At 70.8% G+C, this 16101-nt stretch carries 12 protein-coding genes and 1 pseudogene; 8 read left to right on the plus strand and 5 right to left on the minus strand.

What is annotated here, in order from left to right; translation table 11 throughout:
* The first annotated feature begins 4 nt into the window (after positions 1-4).
* The 4 genes from WMF14_RS15275 to WMF14_RS15290 all read left to right on the plus strand — a co-directional run bounded on the left by WMF14_RS15275 (position 5) and on the right by WMF14_RS15290 (position 5716).
* Positions 5-2092 carry a hybrid sensor histidine kinase/response regulator gene (locus tag WMF14_RS15275; RefSeq protein ID WP_437801706.1) on the plus strand — a complete coding sequence of 696 codons (2088 nt, stop codon included), beginning with the start codon at positions 5-7 and terminating at the stop codon, positions 2090-2092.
* A 281-nt stretch (positions 2093-2373) separates the two neighbouring features.
* On the plus strand, positions 2374-4038 hold the full coding sequence (locus WMF14_RS15280; RefSeq protein ID WP_437801708.1) for an FG-GAP repeat domain-containing protein: 1665 nt from the start codon (positions 2374-2376) through the stop codon (positions 4036-4038).
* 66 nt (positions 4039-4104) lie between these two features.
* On the plus strand, positions 4105-4614 hold the full coding sequence (locus WMF14_RS15285) for a hypothetical protein (RefSeq protein ID WP_437801710.1): 510 nt from the start codon (positions 4105-4107) through the stop codon (positions 4612-4614).
* Between the two features lie 49 nt (positions 4615-4663).
* Positions 4664-5716: a hypothetical protein gene (locus WMF14_RS15290; protein ID WP_437801712.1), complete on the plus strand. Its 1053-nt coding sequence runs from the start codon at positions 4664-4666 to the stop codon at positions 5714-5716.
* A gap of 67 nt (positions 5717-5783) precedes the next feature.
* On the opposite strand, the gene WMF14_RS15295 is transcribed toward WMF14_RS15290, so the two are convergent.
* The gene (locus WMF14_RS15295; RefSeq protein WP_437801714.1) at positions 5784-6929 is read right to left on the minus strand and encodes an FAD-binding oxidoreductase; all 1146 of its coding nucleotides are present in this window, start codon (positions 6927-6929) and stop codon (positions 5784-5786) included.
* 283 nt (positions 6930-7212) lie between these two features.
* Here WMF14_RS15295 and WMF14_RS15300 point away from each other — a divergent pair, with 283 nt between their 5' ends.
* Complete coding sequence (locus WMF14_RS15300; RefSeq protein WP_437801716.1) at positions 7213-8412, plus strand: hypothetical protein; 1200 nt, start codon at positions 7213-7215, stop codon at positions 8410-8412.
* A gap of 175 nt (positions 8413-8587) precedes the next feature.
* Positions 8588-9031, plus strand: coding sequence for a hypothetical protein (locus WMF14_RS15305; RefSeq protein ID WP_437801718.1), 444 nt, complete (start codon positions 8588-8590; stop codon positions 9029-9031).
* Positions 9032-9153: 122 nt separating this feature from the next.
* Here the strand turns inward: WMF14_RS15305 and WMF14_RS15310 are convergent, their stop codons facing one another.
* The gene (locus WMF14_RS15310; protein WP_437801719.1) at positions 9154-9930 is read right to left on the minus strand and encodes a GNAT family N-acetyltransferase; all 777 of its coding nucleotides are present in this window, start codon (positions 9928-9930) and stop codon (positions 9154-9156) included.
* Between the two features lie 443 nt (positions 9931-10373).
* Here WMF14_RS15310 and WMF14_RS15315 point away from each other — a divergent pair, with 443 nt between their 5' ends.
* A complete protein-coding gene (locus WMF14_RS15315) occupies positions 10374-12338 on the plus strand; it encodes a S9 family peptidase (RefSeq protein WP_437801721.1) in 1965 nt (654 codons plus the stop codon).
* Positions 12339-12377: 39 nt separating this feature from the next.
* Here the strand turns inward: WMF14_RS15315 and WMF14_RS15320 are convergent, their stop codons facing one another.
* The 3 genes and pseudogenes from WMF14_RS15320 to WMF14_RS15330 form a co-directional block, all read right to left on the minus strand.
* Positions 12378-13202, minus strand: coding sequence for a hypothetical protein (locus tag WMF14_RS15320; protein ID WP_437804478.1), 825 nt, complete (start codon positions 13200-13202; stop codon positions 12378-12380).
* 302 nt (positions 13203-13504) lie between these two features.
* Positions 13505-13696: pseudogene (locus tag WMF14_RS15325) on the minus strand (IS4/Tn5 family transposase DNA-binding protein); the annotation flags it as partial.
* 252 nt (positions 13697-13948) lie between these two features.
* Entirely contained in the window at positions 13949-15337 is a 1389-nt protein-coding gene (locus WMF14_RS15330; protein ID WP_437789980.1) for an IS1380 family transposase, read from the minus strand.
* A gap of 239 nt (positions 15338-15576) precedes the next feature.
* On the opposite strand from WMF14_RS15330, the gene WMF14_RS15335 reads away from it, so the two are divergent.
* A complete protein-coding gene (locus WMF14_RS15335; protein WP_437801723.1) occupies positions 15577-16101 on the plus strand; it encodes an iron-containing alcohol dehydrogenase in 525 nt (174 codons plus the stop codon).

Here is a 16101-nt window from a genome sequence, read left to right on the forward strand (position 1 = left end):
ACGGGTGGACGGGGCTAGCCGCCAGCGCGCCGAGGGCGCCGCCGCGGACGGGCAGGCCGAGGTGGCGCTGCGGGAGAGCGAGGCCCGCGAGCGCGCGGCCAGCGCAGAAGCCGCCCGGCTGGAGGCCGAGGCGGCCGTCCGGCGGAGCGAGGAGCAGTATCGCCTCCTGAACCGCGCCACGAACGACGTGATCTGGGACTGGGATCTGGAGACGAACCGGGTCTACTGGAACGGAGCGGTCGTCCAGCATTTCGGCTGCACGCCGGAGGAGCTCGGCGACGGCCCCGAGGGCTGGTACGACCGCATCCACCCGGAGGACAGGGCGCGGGTATCCGAGGGGATCCGCGCGGCGATCGAAGGCGACAGGGAGAGCTGGACCGACGAGTACCGCTTTCGCAAGAGCGACGGCTCGTACGCGCCCTTCCTCGACCGCGGCTACATCGGCCGGAGCGCGAGCGGCGCGCCCACCCGCATGATCGGCTCGATGCTGGATCTGACCGAGCGCCACCGGGCCGAGGCCGCCCTGCGCGAGAGCGAGCTCTTTCACCGTCAGACCCTCGAATCGATACCGGGCATGGTGTGGGCGACCCGGCCCGACGGCTATTGCGAGTTCTTCAGCGAGCAATGGGTCGAGTTCACCGGCGTGCCCGCCGAGCGGCAGTTCGGCGACCGCTGGCTCGAGGTCCTGCACCCGGACGATCGGGAGCGGGTCTTCGCCTCCTGGCGCGCCGCCGTCGGGGGGCTCGCTCCGTATGACCTGGAGTACCGTATCCGGTGGCGCGACGGCGGATACCAGTGGTTCAAGGTGCGCGGGCGGCCCATCCGCGACGCCTCTGGCCGGATCGTCCGCTGGTTCGGGATCGCCATCAACATCCACGATCTCAAGCTGGCAGAGCAGGCGCTGCGGGACGCGGACCGGCGGAAGGACGAGTTCCTGGCCATGCTCGCCCACGAGCTGCGCAATCCCCTCGCGCCCGTCCGCACGGCCGTCGCGATGCTCCGGAGGGTCGGAACGGCGGATCCCGTGCAGCGGCGCGCGCGGGACGTGATCGATCGCCAGGTGACGCACATGGTCCGGCTGATCGACGACCTGCTCGACATCTCTCGCATCGCCCGCGGCCGGATCCAGCTCCGCAAGGCGCGCTGCGATCTCGTCGGCATCGTCCGCCAGACCGCCGAGGATTACCGGGCGAACCTCGAGGCCGACGGCGTGGCGCTCCGCGTGAGCGCGCCGGACGAGCCGCTCTGGGTGGAGGGTGACGACACCCGGCTGGCGCAGATGCTGGGCAATCTGCTGCAGAACGCCGGCAAGTTCACCGACGCGGGCGCGAGCGGGGGCGGGCGTGTGTGGGTGCGCGTCGAGGCGGGCCCTCCGGGACCCGGGCGCGACGGGGGCGTGTTTGGACAGGCCGTCATCACGGTCGAGGACGACGGCGTCGGGATGGATTCGGGGCTGCTGTCGCGCATCTTCGATCCGTTCAGCCAGGCGGATCAGGGGCTGGCCCGGAGCAAGGGGGGGCTCGGGCTCGGCCTTGCGCTGGTGAAGGGGCTCGTCGAGCTCCACGGCGGGACTGTGGCGGCTCACAGCGAGGGGCCCGGCCGCGGCTCGATGTTCACGCTGCGGCTGCCGCTCGCGGCGCCGGTCGCCCGGGACCTGTCGGCCGCCTCCGACGGGGAGGAGGCCAGCCGGCAGGGGGTTCGCGTCCTCGTGATCGAGGACAACCACGACGCGGCCGAGAGCCTGGAGATGCTCTTGACCCTGAGCGGCTACGACGTGGAGACGGCGTTCGACGGCCCGACCGGCCTGACGGCCGCCCGGACGCGCCCTCCGGATGTGGTCCTGTGCGACCTCGGTTTGCCGGGCGGAATGGACGGCTACGACGTGGCCCGCGCCATCCGCGCCGAGCCGTCCCTCGCCGCGACGCGCCTCGTCGCCCTGAGCGGCTACGGTCAGGACGAGGACCGGCGGAGATCGCGAGAGGCGGGCTTCGACAAGCACCTCGTCAAGCCAGCCGAGGACACCGCGCTGATGGAGGCCCTGTCGGCGGGGCGCCGCGAGCTGTGCAGCGCGGCGAGCCCGCTCTCGCGCTGACCTGCGGCCCCGCGCCGCACCCCGAGCACAGCGCCATGAGCTGTGTGCGTCATTCCACGCGCGTGTACGCTGTACCCGGGACACAGGGCGCGCGTGGCGCCTGCAGACGCGTCACCGGCGCCACGATGGCGTGATGGATCCGACGCTGTTGAACTATCCTCCGGTCTGTGGCGCGGAAGAGCCCGAGCTTTGAACACCTGCCCAGGGACCGAGACGGCTCCATCTTCGATCGGCGCCGGCGCGTAGCGCGCGCCTCGCACGCATTGCGTGTCGCGCGCGCAATGCATGTTGCGACCGACCTGGATGAATGGCGCGTCCGGCGCGCCGCTCGCGCGGGGGCGACCTCGACCGTGGCCCTGTGGCTCGCGCTCCTTTCGCCGTCGGGCTGCGCCACGGGGGCAGGCCGCGCGACGCCGCCCGAGCCGACGCAATCGCAATCGCAGGCGCAGGCGGCGACGGCTGTCGCTCCGATGCGCTTGCCGTACCGGACGGAGCCGGGCTGGCGGTCCGCCGACGAGGGCGCGGACTCGATGGGGATGGGGCTGGCCGACATCGACGGCGACGGGTTCAAGGACATCATCATCGCGAACGGCAACGACCTCGCGGCGAAGCCCGTCGTCGTTTACTACAACGACGGGACCGGCCGGTTCCCTGAGCAGCCCAGCTGGTCGTCGCGGGATCTCGAGTACAACACCGGGCTCGCGGTGGGGGACATCGATCGCGATGGCCGGATCGACGTCGCGGTGAGCGTCGGCCCCATGCCTCCTCAGGATGTGAAGCAGGGGCACGTCAAGGTCTATCGCAATCGCGGCGGGGCGCTCGAGCCGTCGCCGAGCTACCGCAGCGGAGACAGCTACTCGAGCGTCGGCTGCGCGCTGGGCGACATGGACGGCGACGGGGATCTGGATCTCGCGGCCTCCGTCGCGTTCGAGGAGGGCGTCGCGCCGGGCCCTGCGCGGATCTACGAGAACGTCGATGGCGTGCTGTCCTCGCTGCCGGTCTGGAAGAGCGCCAGGGTCGACCACAGCTTCGGCATGGAGTTCGCCGACATCGATCAGGACGGCCTCCTGGATCTCGCCGTAGCGATGCCGGGCGTCCCGATCTTCCGCGCCGCGCTGCGCGATCGCGGCGTCATCTCGCTCCCGCGGGAGCCGGGCTGGACGGCGAGCCAGGCGATCCGATACCCGATGTTCCTGGACGCGGGGCGACTCGGGGCCTCCACCGGGCTCGTCGTCTCGTACAGCGACTATGGCGCGAGCATCGGCCGGTCGGGCAGCGCGCGCGCGCCGAGCGTGTCCGCCGCGCCGGCGGCGGGCGCGGGCGCGGCGGCCACGGGCGGAGATGCGGCCGGCGCTGGCGCGGGCGCGGCGAGCGCCAGCTCGACCCGCTTCGAGGCCTATGCGCCGCAGCTCGATCCGGGTCCGACCTGGCGGTCGGCGAGCCTCGGCTGGGGGGCAGGCGTCGCGCTGGCCGACGTGAGCGGCGATGGCGTGCTGGATGTGATCGCGGGCCGCTGGGGTCCTGCGCCGCCGCCGAAATCGCTGGGCGCGCCGATGCAGATCTACCTCGGCCAGGGCGGCGGTTTCAGCCCGGAGCCCGTCTGGGTGTCTGCGACGAGCACCGTGCAAGAGACCATCGCGCTCGCCGACCTGGGCCGCGAGGCATTGCGGACAGCGACGGAGACGTTTCGCATCCAGCGCGAACGAGCCGTCGTCACGCTCTCTCGCCAGGTCATCGAGCAGATCGACGAGATCCGTCGCAATGGCGCGCTCGTCGCGCCGCGCGACGTCGCCTCGCTCCCCGGGGGGAGCTGGATCTCCTTCGCCCGGCGGCTCGTTCCCGGCGACGAGGTGCAGGTGCGTTACACGTACTCGACCGAGCTGGACATCGTCGTATCGAACTGCGATACGTCGAGCTATATCTACTACCACACGCCGCCCCGGTGAACGCCGTGCGGCGCCGCGCGCGCGAGCTCGTCGTCGCGTGCATCACCCCACCGTGGAGCGGCCCCCATGTTGATGTTCTTCATCGCCGATCTCGCCCGCGATCCCAACCTCCAGGCGGCCTTCGCCGAGGATCCGGAGCACACCATGGAGGCCGCCGGCCTCTCCGATCCTCAGCGAGCGGTGCTGCGGTCGCGCGATCCGAAGCGCATCGCCGATGCAGTCGCCCGGGAGGTCGAGCGCCTGCCGATGCGGTCGCCGGACCCGGTGGTCAACTGGATTGGCCCGGTGCTCCATGTCACCGCCGTCTACCCGCCCGCGGGCGTGGTGGGGCAGGTGGTCAAGCTGGTCGTCTACGGCACGTTCTTCGAGAGCGCCATGCAGTGCTCGCTGGTCCAGGGGCAGACGGTGATTCGAGGGGTGGTCTCGAACGTGGTGACCGGGGAGAGCTCGCGCATGGATGTGCAGTTCAACCTCGGCAACGCGCCCCCCGACTGGTTTGGCGTGCAGGCGCGGACGCAGAAGGCCGAGAGCACGCTGCCGAGGGCGTTCGAGGTGGAGCGCGCTCGCGTGCGATGAGCGGAGCGCCCAGCGCGCGGGGCGGCGTCGCCGCTCGGAGAGGCGCGCCTTGATCGTCCCGCTCCATGCGCTGATGGCGCCGGACGCGGCGCTGCTCCCGCCGGCGCTGGTCTCTCCGGCGGCATGCGCGCGCCTCGCGGCGGTCGCGGGCGGCCTGCCCGCGGCGGCGTCCAGCGTCGCTGTCGAGTGCCGCCTCGGGGCGTCCGAGCGCGTCGATCTGCTGGTGTGTTTGATCGCGGCGGAGGGCGGCCACCGCGAGCTCGTGCGGCGGCGCGCCGAGCTCGACCTGCTCGCGACGCCGGCGTGGGCGAGGGTCGTCGAGTTCTGCGCCGAGTGGGCTGACGCCGGCTCGCCGCTGCACCGGGGTGTCCCGCTGCTCTGGCTCGAGCTCGACCTCCCTGACGCCGGTGCGCTGCCTGGACCCGTGCCGGCGCCGTACCCGTTCCCCTGTGTCGAGCCCGGGCTCGTGGGCGGCCTCGTGCCGGCGAGCCCCGGCGCGGCGGCTGGCGCCGCGATCCCGGAGCGGGCGAGCGTGATCAGGCGGGCGCTCGCGCTCCTGCTCGGCGGGCCCGTGCCGCCGGCGGTCGAGGGCGCGTTGCTCCTGTGCCTCGCGCAGCTGCCTCCAGGCGGGCGGGCGATGCACGTCGCGCCGCTCGCCGCGCGGGGAAGCGCCGCGGTCCGGCTGGTGGTGGCGATGGCGAAGGCCGATGTCCCTGCGTACCTGGCCCGGGTCGGCTGGCCCGGGGCGATCGCGGAGATCGATGCGCTGCTCGAGAGCGTGGTCCCGTTCACGAGCCATGTCAGCTTCCACCTCGACGTCGACGCGGAGGTGCAGCCCATGCTGGGTCTGGAGATCTCGTATCCGGTCGTGGATGTCCGCTGGGCGACGGTGCTCGATCGGCTGGTGGCGCTGGGCGCGTGTTCGCCGGAGAAGCGCGATGCGGTCCTGGGCTGGCCGGCGGAGGCGCGGAGCTGGCCGGGCCGCGGGTGGCCGGCGCGCCTCCGTCAGGGGGTCATGCTCAAGCTGGTCTACCGGCCCGGCGTGCCGCTGGAGGCGAAGGCCTATCTCGGGATCACGCCCTACGTGGCGCTGTTCGGGTGATCGGGTGAGACGGGCAGCAGCGCTCCCGCGATGTCGTGGCGTGAGGGCGGTGCCGTGATTCCCCGTCTCATGGAGCGAAGACCGCTCCGCGGTTCAGGAGGAGCGCTGGATCGTGCTGCGCCTTGAGCTTGCGTAGCGCCTCGTAGGTCTCGTCGCCGAAGCAGGCGCGGTAGGCGTCGACGTCCCAGGTCGCCTCGGACTGGATGTACCGGCGGCAGCCGAGCTCGACGGCGTGCCTCGTGAGCTCCTCGGCGTAGGCGCGCAGCGGGCCCGCCGCGTCGCCGGGGGGCAGGCGCAGGGCGCCCCAGGAGCCGATAGCGAAGAACGGCTCGTCGCGCGGATACACCAGCGGAGGCACGGGGCGCCGCTGGCGGATCGGGTACACGTAGCGCCGGCGGTAGTCGAGGAGGCCTGCGTGCGCCGCCTCGAGGGCCGCGATCCGCGCTTGCGCCACGGCGAGCCGCTTTCCCGGGGTGAAAAGCGTGAACCACACGAGCTGCTCATCGCGCTCATGCTCGTCCAGCCCAGGCCCTTTCAGCTCTCGCGAGGCGGCGACGACCTCCCGGGCGGCGCCAGCGCCGGTCGGGTAGGGCGGGGGATTCGCCCTGTCGCGCGGGACGAGCTCGAGCGTTGCCTCGGCGACGACGCCGAGCTGGCCCATGGCGCCGAACAGCCATGGGAAGAGCGCGTCGTCCCTGCCGACGCAGCGGAGCTGGCCTGTGCCATCGACGAGCGTCACGGCCGCGACGTTCTCCCAGAAGCCCCCGTACAGGCTGGAGCCCGGCCCGAAGCCGCCCGCGGCGACGAAGCCGGCGACGGAGGGCCCTGCGTGGCCGTCGTTCACGACGGGCACCGTGAAGCCGTGGCGCTCCACGACGTCGCGCACGTCCCAGAGCACGGCGCCGCCGCCCGCGGTCACGGTGCCTTCCGCCTCGAAGCGGACGTCGCCGAGCCGCTCCGTGCGGAGGAGGAGCTCGTGCACGTCGGGCAGCGACGCGCCGTTCAGGCCGTGCCCCTGGCCGCGGATCCGCACCGGGACGCCGTGCCGATGGGCCGTCCCGAGGGCGTCGGAGAGCTCGGCAGAGGAGCCGGGGGCGATTTCACAGAAGCTCTCCGCGCTCCGCCGCAGGCCGCCGTAATGCGATATCGGGCCGGAGATCACGCGTGGGGCGAACGCGGAGAAGATCTCGCGGAGCTGCTGCGGGCGCTGCACGGCGCGAGGCTATCACGTCGATGGAATCCAGCGCAAAGACGCGAGAGCGCGTGGAGAGGGATCGCCGCCACGTCGAATGGCGCCCTGTTTGCGTCCGCGACACGGCGCGCACCCACCAAGAGGCGCAATCCACTTCAAGCGACGCCCCTCAGCATGTTCATCTTTGCGCGACAAGAGCAAATTCCACCATTGCCTGTCGCAGGCGTGCACGAAGGGTGTATCTTTGCGCGATGGTGCAAGGGCAACCCCGCCATGGCAGGCAATGCGACGCTGAGGGCGAACGATGAACGACAGGGAGCCCGAGGCCGCGCTGCGGCGTGATCCGACCGATGGGCTGGCCTGGCTCGCGTACGCCGAGACGTTGCGCGCGGCGGGTGATCCGCTGGTTGAGTTGATCGAATGGGAGCGGCGGGTGAGAGCCGACGAGGCGGGAGCGTGGCAAGCGCGGCGGAGGGCGCGGGAAGAGCTTCGCGGGGAGTGGGAGCTGAGCGACGAGGATGGGGTCGACGGCGAGTTCGAGTGGGGGCTCTTCAAGGTGCGCCGGGTGAGGAAACATCATGCGGCGTGCTTGTGGCGTCTGACTCGAGTACCGTTGCTGGACGCGAGCTCGCTGGAGCTCGAGCAAGTGCCGCGCGCTGAGCTGGAGGAGTGCCTGGCTGCGCTCGAGTCGTTGAAGCCGCGACGGCTGCTGTTGTCCGATGCCTTGCTCGACGCAGGGGATGCGTTGACGCTGGCGCGGGCTCCCGCGGCGACGATGCTGCGGCAGCTGGTGCTGGAGGCGAGCGGCGCGAGCTTCGAGGGGGACGCCGTGATGGCGGAGTTTGCTCGCGTGTTGCCGAAGGAGGAGCTCGAGCAGCTGGGGTTGTGGAATCTGCGGATCGGGGACGCCGGGCTGGAGGCGTTGCACGGCGCGGGTGCCTGGCTGCAGTTGCGGCACCTGTCGCTGGGCTTCAACGAGCGGGTGTTGAGCGGGTCGCTGTGCACGCTGTTCGAGGGGGCATGCTGGCCTCGGTTGGAGCGGTTGGCGCTCGGCTGCTGCGAGGTGGATGCCGGCATGATGCCGCGCCTGTCGGGTCTGCCGCTGGCGGCACGGCTGCGCTCGCTGAGCTTGTGGGGAACTCCGGCGGGTCCGGCGTTCTGGCGTGACCTGGCGGAGAGCGCGAGCTGGGCCTCGCTGCAGCGGTTGAACGTGGAGGAGAGCGACTTCGACGACGCGGCCGCGTACGCGTTGAGCCACGCTCGAGATCGATCGCTAGAGCTGCTCATGTCTTTCTTCACGCCGCTCGGCGCGGACGCGGCGTTGTCGCTTCTGCGCGCCGAGGGGCTGCCGAGCTTGCGGCTGTTGGCGAACATCACCTCCGCGACACCCGAGCAGACGGCGGAGCTGCGCGGTTTTGGCCAGCGGTTCACGTTGGGCAGCGTTCACGACTGCGGAACGCCTCAATGGATCGTGCGCGATCACTTTCAGATGGATCGGTGGTAGCTCCAGGGCAGCCGCAGCGGCGCTGGCCGGGCCCGCGGTCCGAGGCCAGCGCGACGCCGGGATACCTCGATCGGGCGCCCGCGGTGGGGCTTTACGTGCGCCGCGACGTCGCCGATCCTCGTGCAATGCACCTACGTCTCGCTCCCGCTCTGGCTCTCGCTGTTCGACGCAGGGCGTGATCGGCCAGTTCTTCCGCGAGGGCGCGGAGCCCGTCTTCACGGGCAACGGCGCGTGGGAGGTCTGCGCGACCGGCGAGGACTACGACCTCGGCTCGCACGGGCCGACGCTGGAGACGATCGACCAGCACATCGCGCGCTGCAACGGCGGAGGCCTGGATCCGCGGACGACCAGCGTCGGCTGGGTGACGACGGAGGTGTCCGAGCGCGGATATGTCGTGTTCGGCGAGGCGAATGACACCGCCACCGACGTCCCGGTGCCCGGCAACGAGTTCCCGATCGTCTGCGGCATCGACGAGGCGGCCCGGTGGATGTGGTACGAGTGGAACCCGAGCCGCGGCGCCGGCAGCCCGTTCATCTGGCCCGGCGACAGCAGCAACGTGATCAAGGATTTCCTGATCTTCCGGCTGGGCGCCGAGTTCGTGCCCGAGCCGCCGCACTAGCAACCAGACACGCTGCGACCAGAGGTCGCCATTGTAGATCTCCTGGATCACGAGGGATCAGTGAGCCGGGGTGGGTGTTCGAGGCCGTGATTCCACCCCTTCAGCGCCTCGCTGCCCGCCGCCTACCGCTCGTAAATGTACGGGACGGTCGTGCCGAGTCGGACGAAGCCGAGCCGCGACAGGATGGGCTGACTGTCGGGCCGAGCATCGACCTGGAGGTAACGATGACCGCGCTCGGCGGCGAGGCGGGTCCTGTACGCGACGAGCGCCCTGTAAACGCCTTGACCACGCCACGCAGGCGCGGTCCCACCGCCCCAGAGGCTGGCGAACTGCGTCCCTCGGTGGAATTCGACCCTGCCAGCGCAGATGGGGACGTCGCCGGCCATCGCGACGACGGCGGCCATCGCCTCGGGTTCCTCTGCCAGCTGCGTCACCAGCCTGCGCTCCAGCGAAGCGTGATCCGTACCGAAGGCCGCCTCGTGCGCCCGGACGACCAGCCGCACGCCTTCGGCATCGGTCACGGGAAGCAGCCGCACGCCTTCGGGCAACACGACCTCCGTGGGGAGCTCGGCGGTATCGGCGACGAGCAGCGCCTCCTCCGGCTCCGGATGGAAACCGACAGCGACCAGCCGCTGCCCCAGGTCCGCCGGCCGATCGTGGGTGTAAAGCTTCCACTCGAAGGCACGCCCGAGCGGTGCGAAGCGCGCGATCTGCTCGGCGATCGCGAGGTCCACGGTCGTCTCATCGAGGTCGGACCAGACGATGGTCGCCCAGCTCCCGTCCGAGCCCTCCGCCCGTACGGCGTGGCGGGCGAAGCCGGATCGTTCAGGCGCCAGCTCGCCTGAGCGCCCCTGCCTGATCTGCTGGTCAAACAGCGCAAGTACGGAGTCACGGTCCACGGGGGCATTCCATCACCGAGCCATCTCCTTCGCAACGGATCCCGGCCTCCTCCAGAAGACGATGACGGGCGAGGCCTCGAGCGGGTGCGGGTGCGGGTGCGGATGGCGCGGTGCGCGCTAGCGATGGCGCGGCGGACGCGGCGCGCGCTCGAGGTGCTCGGCCGGACCGCGAGCCGAGGAGCCGTGCTGCGCGCGCTCGAAGCCCACATGAATTCGCCCCTTCGCTCCACCGGCGAGAATCAGCCGTCCGGCGATCCCGACGGATGGAATCGACGAGCCCATCACCCCTTGACGCGCGAGCAAGCCTGTCGGCGCTGCTGTCGGGGAGATGCGCAGTTCCCTAAGCGCATCCCGTCCACCGTACGCGGCGCGTCCTCTCGTGAGATCCTTGCCGCTCCGAGGAGGTCTTGACATTCGCCCCCCCCGGCTCGCCTTTCCGTACCATGCGACATCCCGACGCTCGCCGCTTCGAGCCGGACGACCTGCTGTCGTTCAAGCTCGTCGCCGAGATGGTCCTCTCGCCCGACGGCCGCTGGATCGTTTATGTCCTCGAGGAGATCGACGCCAAGGCAGACACCTACGTCTCCAACCTGTGGCTGATCCCCGCGTGCGGAGGCGCTCCACGGCAGATCACGTTCGGCTCGGACACGAACGAGAGCCCCCGCTTCTCTCCGGACTCCTCTCGGATCGCCTTCCTCTCGGATCGGGACGGCGGCCCGGCGCAGCTCTATGTGATCCGGATCGACGGCGGCGAGGCGAGGCGGCTGACCGACCTCAAGTCGGGCGCTGGTCTCCCCGCCTGGTCGCCTGACGGCGCTGCCCTGGTCCTCTCGGCGAAGGTCGCCTCCGATGCGCCGCCGGGGGCTCCGCGGGTGGTGACGAGGGCCCTGTACAAGAGCGATGGGGTGGGGTTCTTGCTGGACCGCCGGACGCACCTCTTCATCGTCCCTGCCGAGGGGGGCGAGGCGCGGCAGATCACGCGCGGTGACGCGAACGAGAGCGACCCGGCGTGGTCGCCCGACGGGCGCCTCATCGCGTTCAGCCGGACGCGGGCGGGCCCCCGTGACGCCCACCGCAGCGACCTCTGGGTGATGACGCCGTCGGGCGAAGGGCTCCGGCAGGTGACGCGCAGCTGCCCGCTCGCCACGATGCCCTCCTGGTCGCCGGACGGGCGCACCCTCGCCTTCTACGGCCCGCGCGAGGACGGCGCCTCGCGGCTGCACGTCTGGGTCGTCGACGCGCGCGGCGAGGCGGAGCCGCGCATGATCACCTCGGAGGACACGGAGGTCGCGAGCTTCCCGCTCGGCAAGCTGATGCCCCCGGCGTGGTCCGCGGACGGGCGCGAGATCGCCGTGGTGCTCGCGACCGAAAGCACCTCGGACGTCGTCCTGGTCTCGGTCGAGCGGCGCGCGCTCCGCAAGGCCATCTCGGATGATCGTCAGATCACGCAGATCAGCGCGGCGCCCGGCGCGGGAGCCATCGCGTTCCTGTGGAGCAGCATGCGCCTCTGCGGCCTGCTCGGGAGCGCGCGCTGGGACGGCTCGGACGCGCGGCTCCTCATCGACGTCAACGAGGCGTGGGGCGAGGATCGCGCGTGGCCCGACGTCTCGCTGCGGGAGTTCCGTGGCGCGTCGGGGATGAAGAACGTCGGCCTGCTGATGCTGCCGCCGGGAGGCGGCGGGGGACCCGTACCGCTGCTCGTCCATGTGCACGGGGGCCCGCACGCCTCTGTCGAGTTCGGCTTCACCTACCGGCCGTACTGGTATGTGCTGGTGTCCCGCGGGTGGGCCGTCCTGTCCTTGAACCCGGTCGGCTCGGCCGGACAGGGAAAGGAGTTCGCCGATCGCCTGCGGGGGCGCTGGGGCGAGCGCGACCTGCCGGAGCACCTCGCCGCCATCGACGAGCTGGTCGCCGAGGGCACGGTCGACGGCGATCGCGTCGCCATCGCGGGCAAGTCGTACGGCGGCTTCATGGCGGCGTGGGCGATCGGCAAAACGAAGCGCTTCCGCGCCGCCGTCTCGGGCGCGCCGGTGGCGAACCTCGAGTCCCATTTCGGGACGTCCGACACCGGCTACTACGTCGATCCCCACGACATGCGAGGAGAGCCGTTCGACAAGCGAGAGCTCTACCGCAAGCTCTCGCCGGTATCCTCGGCCGGCGAGGCCACGACACCCACCCTGATCCTGTGTGGCGAGGAGGACCACCGCTGCCCCATCGGCCAGTCGGAGGAGCTCTTCGCGGCGCTCGCGCGTTCGGGCAAGGCGCCCGTCGAGTTCATCCGCTTTCCTGGCGGCGATCACCACCTCGCCGAGCACGGCAAGCCGAGCCACCGTGTGTTCTATAGCCGCCGCATCGTCGAGTGGATCGAGCGCTACTGCGCGAGAGACCGCGCTCCGGAGGCGGCCTGACCGCGGCCCGCAGGCTGATCGCCTGCGCGAGGGCTCGCTCTACCCCCGCGGATGCTGTCGCTGCAGCGGGGGGCCGCCGAACTCGCCCGGGCTCGCGCCCGAGAAGGCCTGGAGCGCGCCTGTGAGATCGGGGAAGACGATCACGTCGCGCGCGGGCTCGCCGGGGCCGTAGCGCAGCCAGAGCAGCGGCCACGCGTAAGCGCGCACCGCCTGCGCCACGATCCGGCCCCCCGTGGCGAACGCGCTGAGGGTGGCCACCGCGCTCTCGATCGTGCCGGCAAAATGGTGGCCATGAAAATCCGGCTCGACCGCCCGGTCGCCGCCGCCTCGGTAGGCGGTGCGCACCGCCCGGGGGCGGAGGTCGAGGCAGCGCAGGGGCTCGGGGGGATCCGCGGCGCCCAGCGCGCGCTTCAGGGCGCTCTCGAACGGGAACAGCGCCGGCACGAAGGACATCTCGCGTGGCGCGTAGAGCTCGCGCACCTCGATCGGGCGGTCCTGCACGTGGCGGATGCGCACCCGACGCATGTGGCCGTCGCCCATGCAGGACGCGCAGACGACGGGGCTCGCGCTGGCGCCGGCGCACGCGGTGCAGGGCCGGAGGCCGAGATGCTCGACAAGGCGCCGGTGGGCGCGGGCCTCGAAGGCGTCGGGGAGCGGCGGCTCTCCCGGGGCGATCTGGAGCGCGTCTTCCTGGCTGAGGTCGACGACCTCGGTCCAGCCTTCGCGGCGCACGATCGACGCGAGCACCACCAGCGCTGCCACGCGGCGCTCCTCGGCCGGCGCGCCGGGCGGCAGCGCGAGGCCCTCGGCGCGGGCGCGCCCGAGCCGAGGGAGGTACCGGGCCACGGGGTCGGACGGATCCACCGTGGCAAGGCTAGTACGTTGTCGCCCAAGGACGAATTCTGCCGCGTACGGCTCCACCACTGCTGGTCGAGGATCCCCAAGGGAACCCCCGCTGGCGAGACCGCGTAGGCGTGGACCACCTTCACTCCGCTGGCTCCGTTGGCTGTCGAGCCGATCGCGCCGAAGTCCTTCGTGCACGCACGGTCGGCCAGCGTGAGACTGGTGCCGTCCACGGCCACGAAAACGAAGGGATGGCTCTCGCATGGGCTCGCCGTCGCTACGGCCACGGCCGTCAGGAGGTCCTCCTGCCGGATGTCCGGGTTGGCCAGGAAGTCGTAGGCGGCCTGTCGCTCCGCGCTGCTGAGGAACACCTCGAGAACCGTGCCGCCGGGCCGGAGGGCCGCGGTGGTCGCCATGCGCACCAGGCGCATCGTGCGGCGCGCATCGCCGAGTTCCGCGTGTCCGAACTCCTCGTAAGCCCAGTTCCTGGCCTCAGCCCGACTGCCGTCGCTCATGGCGGCCCGGAACGACCCGCCCGTGGCTCAAATTCCCGCAGGCGATCGAGATCCGATCAATGCCGAGACGGAAGCGGGGGAGGACCATTAGCGTGGATTTCGCGCCCAGGGGGGCACGAGCGAGCCGAAGGCGCCGTGCGAGCGGCGCTCGGCCAAGCGCGTGCGGTTTAAACTACAATTGGCTGACGCCCAGAGCGTCACGAAGGCGCACGCCCCCCTTACCCCCCACGATCATTTCGGCTGGTTTCATTTTCAATTGAGCCAGCGGGCGAGCTGCGAGCACGTCGGCACGTGCAGGGTCGTGCCCCGACCCGACCGGGCCAACCTTCCCGGAACGAGGATCAGCGCGCGGCGCAGCCACGGCGTTCGCCAGCTCGCCAGGTGCGGAACGTGCTCCAGCACATAGCGGCGCATCAGGTTGGCCGTCAGCAGCTTCAGCAGCAGCGCGGCATGATTGGCGTTGAAGCAGTGGCTCGGCACGCGACCGCATCCCCACCCGTGCTTGAGCTCGCCAATGAGCGGCTCGATGCCCGCGCGCAGGTCATACCGCGCCGCGACGTCTTCCGGCGCTTCGACCGGCTCGTTGGTCAAAAAGACCTGCACCGTGTAGTCGAGCCCCTCCCAAAGGTTGATCTGCTTGCCATTCTCCCGGTCGCGTGTGCGTACGGCGATGACGCGGACCCCATCGGGCCAATCGCGGCGCCGGAAGAGCACCTCGGTCACCTGCCGTCGAGGACGACCGTCGGCATCTCGGTCGATGGTCCGCCATCCGGTGGCGTACGCGATCCTGCCCACCAGATCGGGGCTCATCCGCGCCTTGGTCAGGAAAAAGCATCCCTTCGCAGCAACGGCGTGCATCAAGGCGCTGCAATCCCCAGCGCCATCGATCCGTACGTAGATGGCTGCACTCGGAGCTGCGGCGCGCGCGCGATCAATGCACTTCTCGACGAAGGGCACATCGGCTTCGCCGAAGCTCGTGTCGCCCGGTCGCAGCTTGGCCCCGACGATGGCGTCAACCTCGGCGATCCGCGCCAGGATCGGATGATAGCTCGGCCGGCCGTGGTAGCGCGGGTTCGGGCCCGGCCGCGCCCCCTCCTGCATTCCGAAGAGCGGCTCCACGGTGGTGTCGACGTCGATATGCACGAATCGGTGCTTTCGGCGAGCAACCAGGGCAAGCCCGTGATCGACGACCATGCTGTGCAGCGCCTCGAGCGCATCGTCGTCGAAGCGGCACAGGTCCCGGTAGACGGTGTCGATGCTCGGGACGACCCCGCCGGCGAGGCGTACGAAGAGCGGATCGACGGCGAGCGCCTCGATGCCGAAGACGCGCTCCTCGCCGGCGAGCGCGCCGTCCATCAGCAGGCGCATCTGCGCGGCCATCGGGTAGATAACCGAGCGACCCGACTTCAGCCGGAAGAACCTGCGGCTCAAGGCCGCGTCGACGCCAAGCTCCCGGATGAAGGCGCCGAATGGGGCAAGCCCTGCGATGCCCGTCAGATTCTTCTCCGTGGGCGCGATGTGAATCATGGCAGGGTTTGGCCGCCGGATTCGCTCCTGGTGCCGCCCGTCGCCTTTCCTCTTGAACCCGAGTTCGCGCCGGCGCACCTTGGAGGTGCTCGGCGTGTGCCTTCGTTTGGTCATAGCAACCCGGACGGGTCGCCACGCCGAGCCTTTCTTTCAAGGCGTTCCTTTTACAGCGCCGGATTTCTCACGCCCCGGATCGGATTTCTGGGCGCGAAATCCACGATTAGTACGCCTATCTACAATAAATCGCCACGCTCACCTCCTTTGCTTGCGCGTGGCGACGCGCGGCGCCAGAGAGTCAACACTGCTCGCGCGCAGCGCGGAGCGACCGCGCAGGGCGGGCCGTGTAGCTGCCCATGGAGCGATTCGTCCGCAGTCTTCGGAAATTCGTCACCCCGGAGGTGATCTTCGGCATCGACGCCCGTCTGCTCGCCGGCCGGTACTGCAAGCACCTCGGCGCGAAGCACGTGCTCCTGGTCACGGATCCCGGCGTGCTCGCTGCCGGATGGGCGACCGACGTCGCCGAGTCGCTGGAGAAGGCGGGCGTCGCGTACTCCATGTTCTCGGACATCCGCGCGAACCCGACCATCGAGGAGGTGATCGCTGGGACCGAGCTTTACCAGGCCCGCGGCTGCGACATCATCGTGGCGGTCGGCGGTGGCAGCCCGACCGACTGCGCCAAGGGCATCGGTCTCGTCAGCTCCAACCATCAGCATATCCTCGAGTTCGTCGGCGCCGATCGGGTCTCCACCCCGATGCCGCCGCTCGTCGCGATCCCCACCACGGCGGGCGCCGCCTCCGATGTCTCTCAGCGTGGATTTCGCGCCCAGAAATCCGATCCGGGGCGTGAGAAATCCGGCGCTGTAAAAGGAACGCCTTGA

Origin of the sequence: Sorangium sp. So ce693 (assembly GCF_051521375.1) — a bacterium.
Lineage (GTDB): Bacteria > Myxococcota_A > Polyangia > Polyangiales > Polyangiaceae > Sorangium > Sorangium atrum.

Excerpts from the sequence above, each read along its gene's own strand:
- WMF14_RS15335 (WP_437801723.1), top strand. The coding sequence starts at position 15,577 with ATGGAGCGATTCGTCCGCAGTCTTCGGAAATTCGTCACCCCGGAGGTG.
- WMF14_RS15330 (WP_437789980.1), bottom strand. The coding sequence starts at position 15,337 with ATGACCAAACGAAGGCACACGCCGAGCACCTCCAAGGTGCGCCGGCGC.
- WMF14_RS15280 (WP_437801708.1), top strand. The coding sequence starts at position 2,374 with ATGCATGTTGCGACCGACCTGGATGAATGGCGCGTCCGGCGCGCCGCT.
- WMF14_RS15315 (WP_437801721.1), top strand. The coding sequence starts at position 10,374 with ATGCGACATCCCGACGCTCGCCGCTTCGAGCCGGACGACCTGCTGTCG.
- WMF14_RS15285 (WP_437801710.1), top strand. The coding sequence starts at position 4,105 with ATGTTGATGTTCTTCATCGCCGATCTCGCCCGCGATCCCAACCTCCAG.
- WMF14_RS15300 (WP_437801716.1), top strand. The coding sequence starts at position 7,213 with ATGAACGACAGGGAGCCCGAGGCCGCGCTGCGGCGTGATCCGACCGAT.